Consider the following 16,887-nt stretch of genomic DNA (forward strand, 5'->3'; position numbering starts at 1 on the left):
TTCTTCTACCTCTCTCAATCAGCGGCCGGAAGTGGCGTACGGCAGCAGGGCCATCTCGCGGGCGTTCTTGATCGCCTTCGAGATCTCGCGCTGCTCCTGCACGGACACGCCGGTGATACGACGGGAACGGATCTTGCCGCGATCGGAGATGAACTTGCGCAGCAGCGCGACGTCCTTGTAATCGATCTCGGTGACCTTGGCGGCCTTCAGCGGATTCGGCTTCTTCTTGAACGGCTTGACCGGCGGTTGCGGCCTCTTGCGGGACATGATGTTCTCCTTTAAAACGTTAGGTTATTCGCTTCGTAGGCGGGCGGCGCACCTGCGCCGCCTCGCGTCGTCGGCGCCGATGACGTCGACTGATGGGTAGGCCCGGCTCAGAACTCCGGCTCGTCGGAGGCGCCGAAGTCGGTGCCGCCGCCGAAGGTCGAGAATCCGTCGTTGCCGGTGTCGGGGGTGCTCCACGGGTCGACCGCGGGCGCCTGCTGCTGGACGGGGGCCTGCTGCATCGCGGGAGCGCCACCGGAGTAGCCGGCGCCTCCCTGATAGCCGCCCTGGTATCCGGCGCCGCCGGAATAGCCGGCGTTGCCGAATCCGTTGCCGCCCTGCGCGCCGCCGAAGCCGCCGTTGCGGCCGGCGAAGCCGCCCTGGCCGCCGGAAGTGCGGGTGACCTGGGCGGTCGCGTAGCGCAGGGACGGGCCGATCTCGTCGACCTGCATCTCCACCACGGTGCGGGTGGAGCCGTCCTGGGCCTGGTAGGAGCGCTGCTGGAGTCGGCCCTGCGCGATCACGCGCATGCCCTTGGACAGGGACTGGGCGCAGTGGTCGGCCAGGTCACGCCATGCCGAGCAGCGCATGAACAGCGCCTGACCGTCCTCGAACTGGCCGGTCTGGCGGTTGTAGTTGCGCGGCGTCGAAGCGATGGTGAAGCTCGCGACGTTCGCGCCGGAACCGGTGGTGCGCAGCTCGGGGTCGGCGGTGAGATTGCCGACCACGGTGATAATCGTTTCGCCTGCCATGACGTTACCTTCCTGGATGCCTATCCGGCGTTGCCGCGCCGGTGACGTGCCTACGTGGTTCAGCTTGCGCTGAGGGAAGCTTACTTGGCGTCCTTACGAAGGATCTTCGTACGGATCACGGACTCGTTGAGGTTGAGCACACGGTCGAGCTCATCGCTGGTAGCGGGCTCGCAGGTGTAGTTCACCACGACGTAGTTGCCTTCGGTCTTGCCGGCGATCTCGTAAGCGAGCTTGCGGCGTCCCCAGATATCGGTGTTCTCGACGGAACCACCTTCCTTGGTGACGAGCTCCAGATACTGCTCGGTCAGCTTCTTCAGACCGCGCTCATCCAGCTCGGGATCGGCAATGAACATCAGTTCGTACTTATGCGCAGACATCACCCACCTCCTTCGGACTATTCGGCCACGGACGTTCCGTGGCAGGAGTGTGTTCACGCGTCGCCCGTCCTGAGGCGGGCAACCTGTACAGACTATCCCGGGCGCCGGACTTTGCCGGGCGCGCCGCATCCTGCGCCGTTGTTATATTGGACTACGGCTTCCTAGCGGCCACTGACCCCATATATAGACCCGCTTGAGACGAAAGTGAAAGGCGCACCTGACATGTCGGCGATTCTCGAAGGCACCCCGGATAAGCGACTCGCGCTGGTGACCGGCCGCGCATACCCGGAACTGGCCACCGAAGTGGCGAAGTACATCGGCACGGAGGTGCTGGAGACCACCGCCTACGACTTCGCCAACGGCGAGATGTACGTGCGGTTCACCGAGCCGGTGCGCGGCGCCGACGTGTTCGTGCTGCAGTCGCACGCCGAATCGATCAACAAGTGGATCATGGAGCAGCTGCTGATGATCGACGCGCTCAAGCGCGCCTCCGCCCGCTCCATCACCGTCGTCGCCCCGTTCCTCGGCTATTCGCGCCAGGACAAGAAGCATCTGGGCCGCGAGCCCATCACCTCCCGTCTGATCTTCGACCTGTTCCGTTCCGCCGGCGCCGACCGCATGATGACCGTCGACCTGCACGCCGCCCAGGAGCAGGGCTTCTTCGACGGCCCGGTCGACCATCTGACCGCCACGCCGGTCCTGCTCGACTACGTGCGCGGCACGCTGCCGCTGGAGAACGCCACCGTCGTCTCCCCCGACGCCGGCCGCATCAAGGTCTCCGAGCGCTGGGCCGCCAAGCTCGGCAACCTGCCGCTCGCGTTCATCCACAAGACCCGCGACACGACCCGTCCGAACTGCGCCACCGCGCACGGCATCATCGGCGAGGTCGACGGCCGTGACTGCATCGTCGTCGACGACATGATCGACACCGCCGGCACGATCTGCGAGGCGGTGCGGACGCTGCGCAACGCCGGCGCCGCGTCCGTCACGCTCGTCGCGACCCACGGCCTGCTGTCCGGCCCGGCGATCGAGCGTCTGCGCGACTGCGGCGCGCGCGAGATCATCGTCACCGACACCGTGCCGGTGCCCGAGGAGAAGCGTCTGCCGAACATGACGGTCCTGTCGATCGCGCCGCTGCTGGCCGCCGGCATCCGCTCCGTGTTCGAATCCAGCTCCTTCACGAACCTGCTTGAAGGACTGCCGTCGGACATGCGTCCGCGCAACATCTACGCCTGATTCATCCGACTTCCGGTCCGAACGGCCGGTGCCGACGAACGCATCGTCGACGCCGGCCGTTCGCATTTCCGGGACGGCGGGGCGCCTGGCCCGTGCCGCTCGATGCCGCCCGCACCCAGGTCACCTTCCGGCTCGTGCGCTAGACTGTCAGGCGGAAACAGCACATCCCCAATGAAAGGTTTCACCATGGCGGAAGCAATGCAGTATCCGGATCTGGTGGTGGTGGGCGCCGGCCTGTTCGGCCTGACGGTCGCCCAGCAGGCGGCGGAGCGATGCGGCGCGAGCGTGCGCGTCATCGACATCCGCGACCATATCGGAGGCAACGCGTACTCGTACTTCGACGAGGAGACCGGCGCCGAGATCCACAAGTACGGCGCGCACCTGTTCCACACGTCCAACGCGCGTGTGTGGGAGTACGTCAACCGCTTCACCGAGTTCACCGACTACGTGCACCGCGTCTACGCCACGCACGACGGCGAGGTGTACCCGCTGCCGACCAACCTGGGCACGATCAACCAGTTCTTCCGCGCCCACTACACGCCCGCCGAGGCCAAGGCGCTCATCGAGGAGCAGGCCGGCGAGCTGGCCGGCACCGACCCGCAGAACCTCAACGACAAGGGCATCCAGCTGATCGGCCGCCCGCTGTACGAGGCGTTCATCAAGAACTACACCGCCAAGCAGTGGCAGACCGACCCGGCCGACCTGCCGGCCGACATCATCAAGCGTCTGCCGGTGCGCTACAACTACGACAACCGCTACTTCAAGGACACGTGGGAGGGCCTGCCCAAGGACGGCTACACCGCGTGGATGGAGCGCATGGTCGCCGACCCGCGCATCGAGGTGTCGCTCGGCGTCGACTTCTTCGACGAGTCGCAGCCGTTCAACAAGGCCGCGCTGCAGGCCGCCGGCGTGCCGGTCGTCTACACCGGCCCGATCGACCGCTACTTCGACTATGCGCTGGGCGATCTCAAGTGGCGCACCGTCGACTTCAAGGAGGTCCGCTACGACGAGGACGACCACTTCGGCTGCCCGGTCATGAACTTCTCCGACGCCGACGTGCCGTACACGCGCGCCATCGAGTTCAAGAACTTCAACCCGGAACGCCGCGAGCAGCAGAATCACGAGAGGACCGTGGTGTGGGAGGAGTACAGCCGCTTCGCCGAGCGCGGCGACGAACCGTACTATCCGATCAACACCGAGGCCGACAAGGCGCTGTACGAACGCTACGCCGAGCTGGCCGCCGCCGAACCGAAGACCGTGTTCGGCGGACGTCTGGGCACATACAAGTACTACGACATGCACAACGTCATCGACACGGCCCTGACCGCCTTCGACGAGCAGGTCCTCCCGCTCATCGCCGACTGACGCCGCACAGCCCGTAGAAGGACGACGCACGCCATGCAGATCGACATCATCGCCGTAGGCAAGGTCAAGGAGGCCTACCTGCGCGACGCCATCGCCGAATATTCGAAGCGGATGGGACGCTACTGCCGTCTCAACGTCATCGAGGTCGCCGACGAGAAGACGCCCGACCACGCCTCCGAAGGCGTGGAGCGTCAGATCCGCGCCAAGGAGGGCGAGCGCATCGCCAAACACCTGCGCGACGGCGCGTACGTCATCGCATTGGCGATTGACGGCGCGATGCTCTCCTCGGAGGGCCTCGCCGCGCGCATCGACGAACTGGGCGTGCGCGGCGTGAGCCATATCCAGCTCGTCATCGGCGGGTCGATCGGTCTGGACGATGCGATTCTGCGACGCGCCGACTTCAAGCTGAGCTTCTCCAGGATGACATTCCCGCATCAGCTGATGCGCGTCATTCTGCTCGAGCAGCTCTACCGCGCGTACAAGATCAACGCGGGCGAGCCGTACCACAAGTAGGCGCGGCGCAACGGGCGGGATGACCGTCCCCGATACGGCGGTCGACGCGACGACATGTCGCGTCGACCGCCGTCGTATGTCGACGCGGCGCAACGGGCCGCGGCGTTCCGACTGGGTGCCGTCCGGCTGTCCTCCGACCGCTGAATCGGTTACGTTCGGCAGTCAGTCGTCGGGATGCAGGACGCGGTACTGCGACGACCATCGCATGCGCGGAGCCGGCGTCACATGCACGGTGCCGGCCGCGGCCATCGGCGAAGCGGCGGTGATCACGGTCGATGCGACCGCCGGCATCGCGCCCAGCGTCGGCGGATTGCCGTCGTGTGCGGCCGCAGTCGCCGCGTGATTGACGTGGATGACGCGCGACGAGCGCTCCACGCGCACGCGTTCGCCGGTGTCGACGTCCTCGTCGGCCGGCGATGCCGACGCGGCCGGCGATGCGGCGACCCGTACGACGGGCCCGGTGATCGGTCGGATGCGCCCCGTATTGCTGGGGAAGAAGCTGGGCGGGGGGACGGGGATCGTGGTGCGCGATCGCAGGCCGTCGCCGGACGCGGCTCCCCCGTCTGCGGTGTTTCCGGATGCTCCGGCGGGGTCCTCCATCGTCGCCGACGCGGTCGCGGCGGCCAGGCCGGCCAACGCCGCCGATCCGGATAGACCGGCCATCTCGGCGACGTCGGACGCTCCGACGAACGGGTTCCCGGCGACGACGGTGTCGTCGGGGTCGACGTCGAATGGGGAGACGACGATCGGGCAGGTCGCCATCATGGCGTCCGCATCATCGGACGGTTCCTCGGCTTCGGCCATATCATCTCCCTCGCAGTGAGACTCGTCTCAACACCTTGTACGAGGCTATCGCCACGTCTCCCGAAGTTGGCGCCGACACGGCGTTTCATACGCAACCTCCGCACACCCGGGGCGGTTTTGCGAGGATGCGGGCTGAGGCAAGCCGCGACACGCCGAGTCGGACAGCAAAACGAACATGACTGATGTTCGTTTTTGTCACCAGCGAACATTGCACCCGCGCAATTGATTTCATTGGGACATTACGGCGACAGTCAGCTCCTCCAACGATAGAAAGCGCACATTCACAAGGATTTTCGCACATCAAAACCGTGATAGCGTTATCCCCGTCACCAAACAGGACAAGGCAATCCTCCGAATATCGGCACGACATGACGGTGTGAGAACACACACAGTCATGTGCGATTTCGGATCCGCACACCGGAACCGAGGGCCCCCGCGACCCGCCATCCGGCGAGGGAACACGCCACCCGACCCATCGCGCCGTCACCGGCGCACGACCATAAGGAACAGTCATGGCAGACAACAAGGTCATCACCGTCAACACCGCGATGTTCGGCGAGGACGCCGATGCGAAGACCGCCGCAGCGAACAAGGTCGCCCGCGAATTCGGCATCGGCGACGAGGCGCTGGCCGCCGTCGAGGACTTCAAGCAGGCGCTCACCGACCACAACGCCTGGGACCTGCCCTTCATGGGCTACGTCAACGAGGACGGCTACGGCTACGCGTACGTGCCGGACCAGGCCATCGCCCCGCCGCACTGGGACGCCCATCAGGCGTTCAAGAACCTGCCGACCGACGTCCAGACCGCGTTCGCGATCCGCATGCTCTTCACCCACCGCGACGTCGACCGCTACGGCGCCAACATGTACCTGCACTACGAGCGCGGCTTCACCATCCGCTTCGAGGGCCCCGGCTCCAACAACTACTGATCGGACCGGTCCGGGGGTGGGGCGGGCGGCCATCCGCCCCACCCCGGAAAACCCACGCGTCGGGTGTGCCGTCGTCAATGGCGCCGACGGCACACCCGGCGCCCCGATCCCCACCGCATGTCGACGCGATAGCAGCCCGCCGGACCCTAGGACAGCCGGCCGTCACATGCCCGAATCCGCCCAGCAACCACCCGACAACCACCCGACAACCATCGCGACACGCCCGAAACACACGCCGATTTGGCATATGCGATGACTGCCGCTATTCTTTTCTAATTGTGTGCTGAAGCGTTCACGCAGAAGCAACACGAATGGAGGATTCGCCTAGTGGTCTATGGCGCACGCTTGGAAAGCGTGTTGGTGTAACAGCCTCACGAGTTCGAATCTCGTATCCTCCGCCACCAAGGCTTCCGGCGACGGAAGCCTTTTTCGTTTTCCCGACAGCGACACTGGAGTCAGGTCACCCCGAAAGGTGCGACCGCATCCGATACACTGGTTGTCACACGGCCGGCAAGGGGAAGACATGAATGCAACGGAACTGGAATCCATACTTGGTCAAGGAGAAGGCGTCTCCATCGAGTTCAAGCGCTGCGGAGTCCAGCCCGAGGCGGATGTGTTCGAAACGGTATGCTCCTTCAACAACCGGTTCGGCGGTTCGATCTACCTTGGTGTGCTCGATGACGGCACCGTCGAAGGCGTCAATCGTTCACAGGCCATAGCCATCGAACGTAATCTCGTAAACGTGGTCGGCAATCCCAAACTGTTCAACGTCGCGCCGGCCATCGAGACCGAACGTATCGAATACGACGGCAGGCTTGTGATCCGCATATGGGTCCCCGCCGGCCCCACCGTCGTCAGTTTCAAGCATGTGATCTACGATCGGGTGGCCGATGTGGACCGCCGCATCACCAGCGAAGCGCAAATCGCACAGATGCACATCCGCAAGCAGAACCATTTCAGCGAACAGCGCGTGTACCGGTACCTCACACCATCCGATTTCAGGTTCGACCTGTTGCCGCGCGTGCGCAAGATGGCCACGTTGAAGACACCCGGCCACCCGTAGGCCGAAATGGATGACATGGAGCTGATGCGCAGCGCCGACCTGTACGGCGTGAACTACGACACCGGCGAGGAAGGGTTTAACCTTGCTGCCGTGATGCTGCTCGGCAAGGACGAGGTCATCTCGCGCATCGCGTCCGCCTATAGGACCGACGTGATTGTGCGCCGCGAGAATCTGGATCGCTACGATGACCGACTCATCGTGACCACGAATCTGATCGAGGCGCAAGCGCAGATCTCCGAGTTCGCGAAACGATACCTGCCCGACCGGTTCATGCTGGAAGGAGACCAGACCGTCAGCCCCCGTGACATCATCATCCGCGAGCTGGTCTCGAATTTGATAATCCACCGCGAATTCGTCAGTCCGTACCCTGCAAAATTCCTCATCCTCAATGACGGCATCCACACGGAGAACGCGTCCAAAGCCATCTTCCAGGGACAACTCGCCATTACCAGTTTCAAACCGGTGTCCAAGAACCCGTTCATCGCGAAGTTCTTCCGCAATATCGGTCTGGCTGACGAACTCGGCAGCGGCATGCGCAATCTGTACAAGTACTCGAAGCCCTATTCCGGCAAGGACCCCATGCTCGACGACGGCGACGTGTTCGAGGCGTTCGTCCCCGTACGCTGGGTGGAGGGCAACCTCCCCCAAGATGGTATGACTGCTCATGAGGAGACCGGACATGACCCGAATGAGCAGGGGAACAACCCGGATGAGACTGTAAATAAAACTGATGCGTGGGTCAATAATGACCCTGATAACCCGAATATTGACCCAAATGACCCTAATAATGACCTTGAAACCGTAGACGACTTCGCAACACGAGAGTACATGTTGCTACGACTCATTCACGAGAATCCGGCAATCACCTACCGGCAGGCAGCGGCAATACTCAAGATTTCCGAGTCCACGGTGAAACGAACATTCCGAGCATTGCGCAACGCTAAATTCATCGAGCGTCAGGGATCCAGCAGACGCGGCTCATGGTGCATCCTCCCTCCGTCAAAGCACGTCGAATAAGTACGATGATTGGGCTCGCAAGTCTGACAAAACGTAAAAACCAACAGGGAGTATGGCGCAGGCACTGTAAAGACCGGTGTCTCGTATCCTCCGCCATCAAGGCTTCCGGCGACGGAAGCCTTTTCGTTTGCCGCCCGGCTTCACCGGCGCCGTCCCGTGCGCAACCGACCGGATGATGAACGAAGCAAGTACGATGGGTGAACTATTCCCCACGTTCGGCTACGATATGTCAGCGTGATTCGTTGGACGGCCAGCAATCGCACGACATCATCGTAGGTTTTTCGAGTTCACGGATGGGTGTAATGACGCAACGGGACGGCTTTTCCGATACGCGCGCCGGTACGGGTGCTTCCGACGAAGACACGGCGGAGGAACATCCGCAGACCACGGACAATGCATCGACGGCGCGACCGAAGCGACGCCGCAGGACGCTGCGCATGCGTCGCCGCGCGACCGCGTCGGCGAGGCGTCGCCGTCGGTCGTTCCCAGCCGACCATCATGGCGTCGTGCATATCCCCTCGCATGTGGGCGTGCACTATCGTTCCCGGATTCCGGTCACGATCATCGAATCCGCCGTGACCGACGATGCGGCGATGTCGGCCGACAACATCACAACCGCGACATCGCCGGCTACGACTGCGGATGTGGCCGAGCACGGCGACACGTCAGCCGGTACGTCAGCCGGCATGACGACGGACGCCACCACAGAATCCCTGACTGTAGACGGAACCGCGGCACGGGCCGCAGACCGGCCGCTCCTCCCCCGCATCAAGTCCGCCCTGGCCGCGGCGAAGCATACGGTCGACAGGGTAATCCGCTCGAAGCCGGTGCAGCTGGTCGCGTCGTTCTTCGGGATGCTGTGGCGGTTGTGGAAGAAGCGCATGCGGTTCTCGTATGCGAGCTATGCGATCGTGTTCGTGATGGCCGACGCGTTCGCCGTCCTGGCCTTGCAGTGGAGCGTCTACAGCGAGCCGACATACGACGATCCGGATGCGGTCGACGCGACGACGCGCATCATGAACAGCATGGCCGGCCAGCTGACGAAGTTCGTCAGCCAGATGTGGCTGGAACACCATATGACGTTCCTGCTCAACTTCCTGGCGCTGGCGATGATCTATCTGGTGGTCGTGTTCCTTACCAACCGGTTCTGGGTGGCGACGGCCGTGTTCTTTGCGGTGATGTCCGCGTTCGCGGTCGCGAACCGCATCAAGGTGGAGCTGCGCAGCGAGCCGATCATCCCCGCCGACCTGAACTTCCTGTCGAGCGGCAACGGCGGCGAGATCGCGTCGTTCATTCCGGAGAACGACTTGGCGCTGGTGACGAACGCCATCCGCATGATCATCGTGGTGACGGTCCTGTGCGTCATCCTGCAGATCCTCGACGGACGTCGTTGCGTGATTCCGTTCCACTGGTGGCGGCCGCTGCGCGACCGGAAGACCATCGGATTCAACTGCATGCGCATCGCCGCCCTCGCGACGAGCGTGGCGGTGCTGGTGTCGTTCACGTGGAATCTGAGCATTGCGGGAACATGGTCGTATGATCTAGCCAAGAAGTGGAACGACGCGCCGGTGCTGTGGAACGCGTTCGAGGATTCCCGCAACAACGGTCCCGCGATGAACTTCCTGCGTCTGTCACATTCGAAGACGATGGACAAGCCCGAGGATTACAGCAAGGAGACCATGCTCGAACTGGCGGAACGCTATGCGAAATCGGCGGACCGGACCAATGAGGATCGTGCGAACGAGCTGACCGACAGCACGGTCATCATGGTGTTGTCGGAGACGTTCTCCGATCCGACCCGCGTGCCGGGCATCGAACTGCTGGAAGACCCCATGCCGAACATTCGCGCGATCAAGGAGCAGACGACATCGGGGCTCATGCTCTCCTCCGGATTGGGAGGCGGCACGGCGAACATCGAATATCAGGCGTTGACCGGCATGAATCTCGCCCTGTTCCATGATTCCCTGCAATCCCCGTATCAGGAACTCGTCCCATTGCAGAAGAATCCGTTCTCGTTCAACCAGCTGTGGAACGAACGGTACGGGGACGAGGCTTCGGTGGCGTTCCATCCGTACCAGAAGAACATGTACCTGCGCGACACCGATTACAAGAAGTTCGGATTCAGCAAGTTCTACACGTTGGATAGCGATCCTCAGATTGCGCATCAGGATCGGGTGGATAATTCCGGATATGTCTCCGATGCCGCCGCATATCAGAGTGTGCTTGACGAACTGCAACAGCATGGAAGCGAGCATCGGTTCGTGCAACTCGTCACCATGCAGAACCATCTTCCATACAACGGATGGTATGCCGACAACCAGTTCTGGGAGTATGCCGACATATCACAGCTCGGCGATGATGAACGGTTCCAAATCGACACCTATGCCAAGGGCATCAGCATCACCGATCAGGCGACCGCTGATTTTCTGGCGCAGCTTAATCAGATGGATGAACCGATCACGGTCATCTTCTACGGCGATCACCTGCCCAGCTCGTACACCACGGCGAGCGCCGACCAGAACAACAGTCTGGTGTTGCACGAGACGGACTATTTCATCTGGTCGAATCAGGCGTCCACTTCGTCGGGGGTCAAGCTTGGTACCGCAGCGAATTACACGTCGTCGAATTTCTTCATGGCGTTGGCGAGCGAGCATATGGGCGCGAAGGTGTCGCCGTATCTGGAGATGCTCTCCGAAGTGTCCGCTGCAGTCCCGGCGATGACCCGGCTGATTTCAGGCAATGCGAACTGGGGTAATGGCAGCGCCACGTATCTGGATGCGAACGGCACCCCATTGGAATACGACGCGATGTCAGAGGAAGCCAAGCAGTTGATGGAGGATTACCGGCTGGTGCAGTACGATCTGACCGCCGGGAAGAACTATCTTCAGGACACCGACTTCCTGGTCACGCACTGATTGTGCGATGGGAACACCGATGGCCTCGCAGATCGTGCTCCTCATCTGGAGGCCTTGCATACCAATGGGTCCGTGAATGCATCCTCTCTCTTTCCTGGCCGAATGTCCGGGAAAGAGCCGGAACGCACCAGGGCACAGCAAGAAGCCGTTTGTATAATAGTGCCCATGCCGAACACCGCGACCATCAAAGACTGGGAGACCGTGAACCGGGTCGTCCTCCCCGTAAAGGATCAGAACCTGACCTTGCCGTTGTATGTGACGAATTGGCAGCCGACACGTCTGAACGACACCGTGCTCAATTCGCATCTCGATGCGAAGACCGTGGACTTCCAGTCGATGAACCGCACCGCATTCCGCCGCATCGCATCACAGGCCGTCGGATCGGCGGCGCAGGGGGCGTCTGCCGCCGTTCATGGCGAGATACTGAGGCGTCGTGCCATAGCCGTCGCACCGCAATCGCAGCTGTCGTTCTGCACGTTCTTCAACGCGTTCCCCGCCGCGTATTGGCGTCGTTGGACCCGAGTCGATCAGGTGCGGTTCCGCGGAGAGTTCACCGGCACCGGCACGGTCACAATCGTCAAATCCACCGGTCGCGGACTATATACACCTGTCACACGGATTCCGCTGACTGGAGACGGGAAGCTCCCGCAGACGGTCGAGGCAGTCATTCCGCTGACGAATCTCATCGACGGCGGATACCTCTGGTTCGATGTCTCCAATGACTCGGCGGATTCCACTCTTGTCGTCGATGCCGTCGAATGGCAGGTTCCGCTTTCCGACAAGCAGTTCATCGCATCCGGCAAGCCGAAGAGCACGCTGTCCATCGCAATCACCACGTTCAACCGTCCCTCCTACTGTCTGAACCTGCTGCGGGACATCGCAGCGGATGCGACGCTCCGCGAGCGTCTCGACACCATCTACTGTGTCGATCAGGGCAACGACCACGTGTCCGACCAGCAGGGGTACGCCGAAGTCGCCGGAGATCTCGGCACCCAGCTAACGTATCTACGCCAGCGTAATCTCGGCGGTTCGGGCGGTTATTCACGCGGCATGCTGGAATCCGTCGACGCAGGACGCAGCGATTTCGTCCTGCTGCATGACGATGACGCGATCACCGAGCCCGAGGCCGTGCTGCGAGCCCTTCAGTTCGCTGACTACACGGTTCGTCCCACGCTTGTAGGCGGCGGCATGTTCCATCTCGACAACCGTACCGTGCTGTACACGCAGGGCGAGCGGCTCGATCCGCATTCCGTGTGGATGAAGTCCTCGCTCGGCTTGGAGTACAACCATGATTTCGCCGCGAATCCTCTGCGGGAGTCACCGGAACGGCATCAGCGCATCGATGCGGATTACAACGGCTGGTGGATGTGTCTGATTCCGGTGTCCGTCATCCGGCGTATCGGTCTGAGCCTGCCGGTGTTCATCAAGTTCGATGATACGGAATACTGCATCAGGGCCAAGGAGCACGGATTCCCGACCGTCTGTCTGCCGGGTGTGGCCGTCTGGCATCAGGCCTGGCATGACAAGGATCCGGCCCGTACGTGGGAGGAGTACTTCTTCCAGCGCAACCGCTGGATCTTCGCGTTGCTGCACTGCCCGGCTCCCACACGTCGCATGATGTTCGAGATGCTGTACGGCGACTGCAACGCCGGACTCCGCTTCCTGTATTCCGCCATCCGGCTCCGCCATAAGGGCTTGGAGGATATCCTGCGCGGCCCTGATTACATCGTGTCGTCGATGCCCGGCAAGCTTGCCGAGGTCAGGCAGGAGCGAAGCCGTTTCGAGGATTCCAAGACGTCCCGGGACCTCGAAGACTTCCCGGAGCCGGCGTCGGAGTTCGTCTCACCGTCGTCCCGCCCTGTGCCGGGGCGGCGCCTTGTCCACAGCGGCGGCACCGCCATCCTCCGGGAATTGTGCGGTCGCACCGATTCTCGCAAGGTCACGCGTCCGGACGTGGCGATTCCGGCGAAGGATGCGTTCTGGAAGTCGTTCGTCGGCATCGATTCCGCGCTGGTCACGACGCCGGACGGCGATGCCGTGAGCTGGCTCAAGCGTGACGACCGTCGGTTCCGCCGCGGCATCCGCGAGGGGCTTCACCTGTCGTGGCGGTTCCTGAAGGCGTTCCCGCGGCTGTCACGCCAATACCGCGAGTACGATCTCGCCGGATTCGCCGTCTGGCGTCGCATCTTCTCCGAGGACTGATACGGCCGACGGCCGCATATGACATGGGGGCGGTGCAGTCATTTTGGACTGCACCGCCCCCATGTCATATGGCGTCTTGCAAGCTCCCCTGTCACTGCTTATGGAAGAACTCGCTGAACGTATCGGAGAACGTCTCGACCTCCACGTCCGTCTCCTGCGGTGCTGGGGCGATGCGGATATGATCGTGGTTCAGCAGCGCGTATGGGTCGCCCTTGTCGTTCCGAATGACGAAGCTGCATGCGTTGTCGCCGGTCGCGACGGCGACCATGTCCGTGAAGTCGGGATTTGTTGCGCTAGGCGTGCGTAGCGAGGTGAACAGGCGGAACTCACCGCTGTTGAACAGGTCGAGCGGCACTTGGAAGTGCACGGTGTGGTGGCCATGCCGCTTCATCTTGAACACCTTGGCGCCGGTGTCGTAGGTGATGCCTCCGCGGCGGATGTCGTTCATCGAAATCGCCAGGTAGAAGTCGCCTGGCTCATCGTACTGGTATTCCACGGCGAATTCGAACACGTCATCACTGGTCAGCATCGGCTTGGACACCGCATAGGTGCGCAGCAGCGGGCAGCGTTCGTTTGGATTGACACAGCAGCACACGGCTGATACCGCTCATCGTGATGACGAATCGCACGGAGTCGACGCGCGTCCAGAAGCGCCAATAATTGGAGGGAAAACACGTTGAGAGCATGCACGGCGAGGTACGCTGAACGGCCATCATGTAAATCTCGTCGCGCGAGGTGACGGTGAACGAGTCGGTGCGCGCGCCGCCGGCCGTGCCGAATCCCGCCACCGATCTGCGCACGAGACGCTAACTCGGACTGGTTCATCTGCCTGCATTCCAGCATCTTTCCGAGACGATGCGCGAGTCGAGCATTGTCTCGGAAAGATGCTACGTCCTCAGTCAATCGCATACAGCGACATCGTCAAATTGGCGCCGCGCGTGAGATAGACGATGTGGACCCGTCTCCCAGATACAGGATGATGCGAAGTCGGATTCGGAAGCAGCTATTGCTATCACTTTCCTTCGGTTTTCGTTCCCCCTCCGATCTGCGCCACCTTGCCGATGACTTCCACGTCGTCACCCACGTGTTCAATCTGCAGCGAACGGTTGTTAATCAACGCATAATCCCAATTGCGGGGATCACGAATCACGAACGTGCATGCGCGTTCGTCGACCGCCACGGCCACCATGTCAGTGGTATCCGGGTTAGTAGGGCTGGGCGTGCGCAACGATGTGAACAGACGAAACTCACCGTTGTTGAACAGGTTGAGAGGCATCTCGAAGTGCACGGTATGATGACCGTGTTCCTTCATCTTGAACGTCTTGGCACCAGTGTCGAACGTGATGCCGCCACGACGAATGTCGTGGAGCGCGATTGCCAGATAGAAGTCACCCGGCTCATCGTACTGGTATTCGACAGCAAAACGGAACGTATCGGAACTCTTGCACACGGCACCGGACTCGGCGTAGGTGCGCAGAATCGGGCAGTGCTCGCTCAGACCGTTCGGGTAGATGCCCTGCTCTCGCACCTTGGCCGAGGCCTTCTCTCCCTTCTTCTTCTCAGCCTCGATGTTGGCCAACGTATAGCGGTCGGCGACGGATTCGGTATTGCCGCGAGCCACAATCTCGCCGTCCTGGATCATGATGGCGTTCGTACAGTACTTCTTCACGGAACCCATATCGTGCGTCACGAGGATGACAGTCTTGGTGGGGTCCTTCTTCACTTCGGTGAAGAAGTCGTCGCATTTGCGCTGGAACGCCTCATCACCCACGGCGAGCACCTCATCGAGCACGAGGATATCGCCCTGGGCCTTGATGGCAACGGAGAACGCAAGTCGCACCTGCATACCGGACGAGTAGTTCTTGAGCTTCTGGTCCATGAAGTCCTCGAGCTCAGCGAATTCGACGATGTCGTCGTACATCGCGTCGATCTCTTCGGTGGTGAATCCCAGCAGGCAGCCGTTGAGGTATACGTTCTCACGGCCCGTAAGCTCGGGGTTGAAGCCCACGCCAAGTTCGATGAACGGCACGAGCTTGCCTCTCACGCTCACACTGCCCTTGTTCGGGTAGTAAATCTGCGAAATGATTTTCAGCAGCGTGGACTTGCCGCCGCCGTTACGACCAACGATGCCGAAGAACTCACCCTGATGCACTTGGAAGTCGATGTCCTTGAGCACTTCCTGGGTCTTGTAGCCCTTGATGCCCTTAGTCCAGTTGATGAACGCCTGCTTAAGTCCAGTGGCCTGCTCGGTGGGCAACTTGAAGGACTTGCCGACGTGATTCACGGAGAGAACTACGGGGGCGTCGACGAACGGGGTCTTGATCGACTTCAGTTCCTGCCTGCTTTCGGGGACTGTATAGTTATCGGTCATCTTCTTCTCGCTCATCACATCACCTCCGCGAACTTGCGGCTGTTCACACGGAATACATACACGCCGACCCACAGCAGAATCACCGTCAGAGCCAGCGGGATCGCCGGTACCCACCAATGATCAAACTGATTCCATACGGTCGGCTGGGTCTCCGGCGCGATGAAGTTATGACGAATGTCCTGAATGGTCTGCGCGATCGGGTTCAGCAGCTCGAATCGGGCCACCTCCGCGTAAAAACCGCCCTTATCGATTACGTAGCTCAGCGGGTAGATAATCGGCATGCCATAGAAGATGAGCTGCTGCAACACCTCCCAGATGTGCGCGATATCACGGTAGTAGGCGTACATGGTGCTGAAGATCAGCGCCATGCCAAGCGCGAGCGCCCACAACTGAAGCACGTTCAGCGGCAGCAGCAGCACACGCCACGTGAAATGCACATGATTGAAGAGCGCGAAAATCAGCACCACCACATAGTTGATGGCGAGGCTGATCATGGATCCACAGGTGGCCGACACCACGACGATGTAGTTCGGGAAGTGAATCTTACGTAGCAAATCACCGCGGTCGACGATAGCGTGCAAACCGATGGAGGTGGCTTCCGCCACGAAGTTCCACGAGCAGATGCCGAGTAGCAGCACCACGGGGTATGTGGGAGTTCCGTCGGTCATGCGCAGGAACTTGCCGAACACCATGTACATCATTGCGAACAACATCAGCGGCTTGAGCACTGACCAAGCCACGCCGAGGAATGAGCCTTGGTATCGTAATTTGAAATCAGTCTTGACCAGTCCCCGCAGCACAATCAGCGCATAGCTGTACCGGCCCTGAATTCGTTTCATCACTGTCTTCACAGCGTCCTATCGTATCAGCGAGCCGCTATAACAACAGGTGCAAGACGTTTTGATGGCCACATGGTCTGCGCATGGGTCCCGAAAAGCGGTACTCAACCCGACGATACCCATTCCTCGCCGCTGTAAGTCCAACTCCACATCCGGGTATCGCTGTTTTTTGTGCACCATCTGTGACGCCCCGGGCGGCATACGGGCTTTTTCGGCGCACGGTTCGACGCCCCGGAACAA

At 61.4% G+C, this 16,887-nt stretch carries 15 protein-coding genes, 1 tRNA gene and 1 pseudogene; 9 read left to right on the forward strand and 8 right to left on the reverse strand.

The window, feature by feature from the left end; translation table 11 throughout:
- Positions 1–18: 18 nt before the first annotated feature.
- The 3 genes from rpsR to rpsF all read right to left on the reverse strand — a co-directional run bounded on the left by rpsR (position 19) and on the right by rpsF (position 1,393).
- On the reverse strand, positions 19–267 hold the full coding sequence (gene rpsR / locus D2E24_RS01615) for a 30S ribosomal protein S18 (RefSeq protein ID WP_125967576.1): 249 nt from the start codon (positions 265–267) through the stop codon (positions 19–21).
- Between the two features lie 107 nt (positions 268–374).
- The gene (locus D2E24_RS01620) at positions 375–1,016 is read right to left on the reverse strand and encodes a single-stranded DNA-binding protein (protein ID WP_125967577.1); all 642 of its coding nucleotides are present in this window, start codon (positions 1,014–1,016) and stop codon (positions 375–377) included.
- 80 nt (positions 1,017–1,096) lie between these two features.
- Complete coding sequence (gene rpsF, locus D2E24_RS01625; RefSeq protein WP_125967578.1) at positions 1,097–1,393, reverse strand: 30S ribosomal protein S6; 297 nt, start codon at positions 1,391–1,393, stop codon at positions 1,097–1,099.
- Between the two features lie 222 nt (positions 1,394–1,615).
- On the opposite strand from rpsF, the gene D2E24_RS01630 reads away from it, so the two are divergent.
- The 3 genes from D2E24_RS01630 (at position 1,616) to rlmH (ending at position 4,507) form a co-directional block, all read left to right on the forward strand.
- Positions 1,616–2,629, forward strand: coding sequence for a ribose-phosphate diphosphokinase (locus tag D2E24_RS01630; RefSeq protein ID WP_125967579.1), 1,014 nt, complete (start codon positions 1,616–1,618; stop codon positions 2,627–2,629).
- A gap of 186 nt (positions 2,630–2,815) precedes the next feature.
- A complete protein-coding gene (gene glf, locus D2E24_RS01635) occupies positions 2,816–3,994 on the forward strand; it encodes a UDP-galactopyranose mutase (protein ID WP_125967580.1) in 1,179 nt (392 codons plus the stop codon).
- A gap of 33 nt (positions 3,995–4,027) precedes the next feature.
- Positions 4,028–4,507 (forward strand): 23S rRNA (pseudouridine(1915)-N(3))-methyltransferase RlmH, encoded by a 480-nt coding sequence (rlmH, locus tag D2E24_RS01640; RefSeq protein WP_125967581.1) that lies wholly within the window; start codon positions 4,028–4,030, stop codon positions 4,505–4,507.
- A gap of 162 nt (positions 4,508–4,669) precedes the next feature.
- On the opposite strand, the gene D2E24_RS01645 is transcribed toward rlmH, so the two are convergent.
- Positions 4,670–5,311, reverse strand: coding sequence for a hypothetical protein (locus D2E24_RS01645; RefSeq protein WP_125967582.1), 642 nt, complete (start codon positions 5,309–5,311; stop codon positions 4,670–4,672).
- A 512-nt stretch (positions 5,312–5,823) separates the two neighbouring features.
- Between D2E24_RS01645 and D2E24_RS01650 the strand changes: the two genes are divergently transcribed.
- The 6 genes from D2E24_RS01650 to D2E24_RS01675 all read left to right on the forward strand — a co-directional run bounded on the left by D2E24_RS01650 (position 5,824) and on the right by D2E24_RS01675 (position 13,437).
- A complete protein-coding gene (locus D2E24_RS01650; protein WP_125967583.1) occupies positions 5,824–6,240 on the forward strand; it encodes a glycerophosphodiester phosphodiesterase in 417 nt (138 codons plus the stop codon).
- Between the two features lie 313 nt (positions 6,241–6,553).
- Positions 6,554–6,641, forward strand: a tRNA-Ser gene (locus tag D2E24_RS01655).
- 122 nt (positions 6,642–6,763) lie between these two features.
- Positions 6,764–7,303 carry an AlbA family DNA-binding domain-containing protein gene (locus tag D2E24_RS01660; protein WP_125967584.1) on the forward strand — a complete coding sequence of 180 codons (540 nt, stop codon included), beginning with the start codon at positions 6,764–6,766 and terminating at the stop codon, positions 7,301–7,303.
- 15 nt (positions 7,304–7,318) lie between these two features.
- Positions 7,319–8,320, forward strand: a complete 1,002-nt coding sequence (locus D2E24_RS01665; RefSeq protein ID WP_164520951.1) for a winged helix-turn-helix transcriptional regulator — start codon at positions 7,319–7,321, stop codon at positions 8,318–8,320.
- Between the two features lie 593 nt (positions 8,321–8,913).
- Complete coding sequence (locus tag D2E24_RS01670; protein ID WP_164520960.1) at positions 8,914–11,235, forward strand: LTA synthase family protein; 2,322 nt, start codon at positions 8,914–8,916, stop codon at positions 11,233–11,235.
- A 72-nt stretch (positions 11,236–11,307) separates the two neighbouring features.
- Positions 11,308–13,437, forward strand: coding sequence for a glycosyltransferase (locus D2E24_RS01675; RefSeq protein WP_241222795.1), 2,130 nt, complete (start codon positions 11,308–11,310; stop codon positions 13,435–13,437).
- A 91-nt stretch (positions 13,438–13,528) separates the two neighbouring features.
- On the opposite strand, the pseudogene D2E24_RS01680 reads toward D2E24_RS01675, so the two are convergent.
- From D2E24_RS01680 to D2E24_RS01690, 4 genes and pseudogenes are all read right to left on the reverse strand, one after another.
- Positions 13,529–14,011: pseudogene (locus tag D2E24_RS01680) on the reverse strand (ABC transporter ATP-binding protein); the annotation flags it as partial.
- Positions 13,953–14,153 (reverse strand): hypothetical protein, encoded by a 201-nt coding sequence (locus D2E24_RS10775; RefSeq protein WP_420897462.1) that lies wholly within the window; start codon positions 14,151–14,153, stop codon positions 13,953–13,955. The pseudogene D2E24_RS01680 and the gene D2E24_RS10775, both read right to left, overlap by 59 nt.
- 296 nt (positions 14,154–14,449) lie before the next feature.
- Positions 14,450–15,826, reverse strand: a complete 1,377-nt coding sequence (locus D2E24_RS01685; RefSeq protein WP_241222796.1) for an ABC transporter ATP-binding protein — start codon at positions 15,824–15,826, stop codon at positions 14,450–14,452.
- On the reverse strand, positions 15,823–16,647 hold the full coding sequence (locus D2E24_RS01690) for an ABC transporter permease (RefSeq protein ID WP_206430907.1): 825 nt from the start codon (positions 16,645–16,647) through the stop codon (positions 15,823–15,825). Before D2E24_RS01690 ends, D2E24_RS01685 begins: the two co-directional genes overlap by 4 nt.
- Between the last annotated feature and the right edge of the window lie 240 nt (positions 16,648–16,887).

The organism is Bifidobacterium samirii, assembly GCF_003952945.1.
In the GTDB taxonomy this organism is placed as follows: Bacteria; Actinomycetota; Actinomycetes; order Actinomycetales; family Bifidobacteriaceae; genus Bifidobacterium; species Bifidobacterium samirii.

Excerpts from the sequence above, each read along its gene's own strand:
- D2E24_RS01660 (WP_125967584.1), top strand. The coding sequence starts at position 6,764 with ATGAATGCAACGGAACTGGAATCCATACTTGGTCAAGGAGAAGGCGTC.
- rlmH (WP_125967581.1), top strand. The coding sequence starts at position 4,028 with ATGCAGATCGACATCATCGCCGTAGGCAAGGTCAAGGAGGCCTACCTG.
- D2E24_RS01665 (WP_164520951.1), top strand. The coding sequence starts at position 7,319 with ATGGAGCTGATGCGCAGCGCCGACCTGTACGGCGTGAACTACGACACC.
- D2E24_RS01630 (WP_125967579.1), top strand. The coding sequence starts at position 1,616 with ATGTCGGCGATTCTCGAAGGCACCCCGGATAAGCGACTCGCGCTGGTG.
- D2E24_RS01670 (WP_164520960.1), top strand. The coding sequence starts at position 8,914 with ATGTCGGCCGACAACATCACAACCGCGACATCGCCGGCTACGACTGCG.
- rpsF (WP_125967578.1), bottom strand. The coding sequence starts at position 1,393 with ATGTCTGCGCATAAGTACGAACTGATGTTCATTGCCGATCCCGAGCTG.
- D2E24_RS01650 (WP_125967583.1), top strand. The coding sequence starts at position 5,824 with ATGGCAGACAACAAGGTCATCACCGTCAACACCGCGATGTTCGGCGAG.
- rpsR (WP_125967576.1), bottom strand. The coding sequence starts at position 267 with ATGTCCCGCAAGAGGCCGCAACCGCCGGTCAAGCCGTTCAAGAAGAAG.
- D2E24_RS01690 (WP_206430907.1), bottom strand. The coding sequence starts at position 16,647 with ATGAAACGAATTCAGGGCCGGTACAGCTATGCGCTGATTGTGCTGCGG.
- D2E24_RS10775 (WP_420897462.1), bottom strand. The coding sequence starts at position 14,153 with ATGATGGCCGTTCAGCGTACCTCGCCGTGCATGCTCTCAACGTGTTTT.
- glf (WP_125967580.1), top strand. The coding sequence starts at position 2,816 with ATGGCGGAAGCAATGCAGTATCCGGATCTGGTGGTGGTGGGCGCCGGC.
- D2E24_RS01620 (WP_125967577.1), bottom strand. The coding sequence starts at position 1,016 with ATGGCAGGCGAAACGATTATCACCGTGGTCGGCAATCTCACCGCCGAC.
- D2E24_RS01645 (WP_125967582.1), bottom strand. The coding sequence starts at position 5,311 with ATGGCCGAAGCCGAGGAACCGTCCGATGATGCGGACGCCATGATGGCG.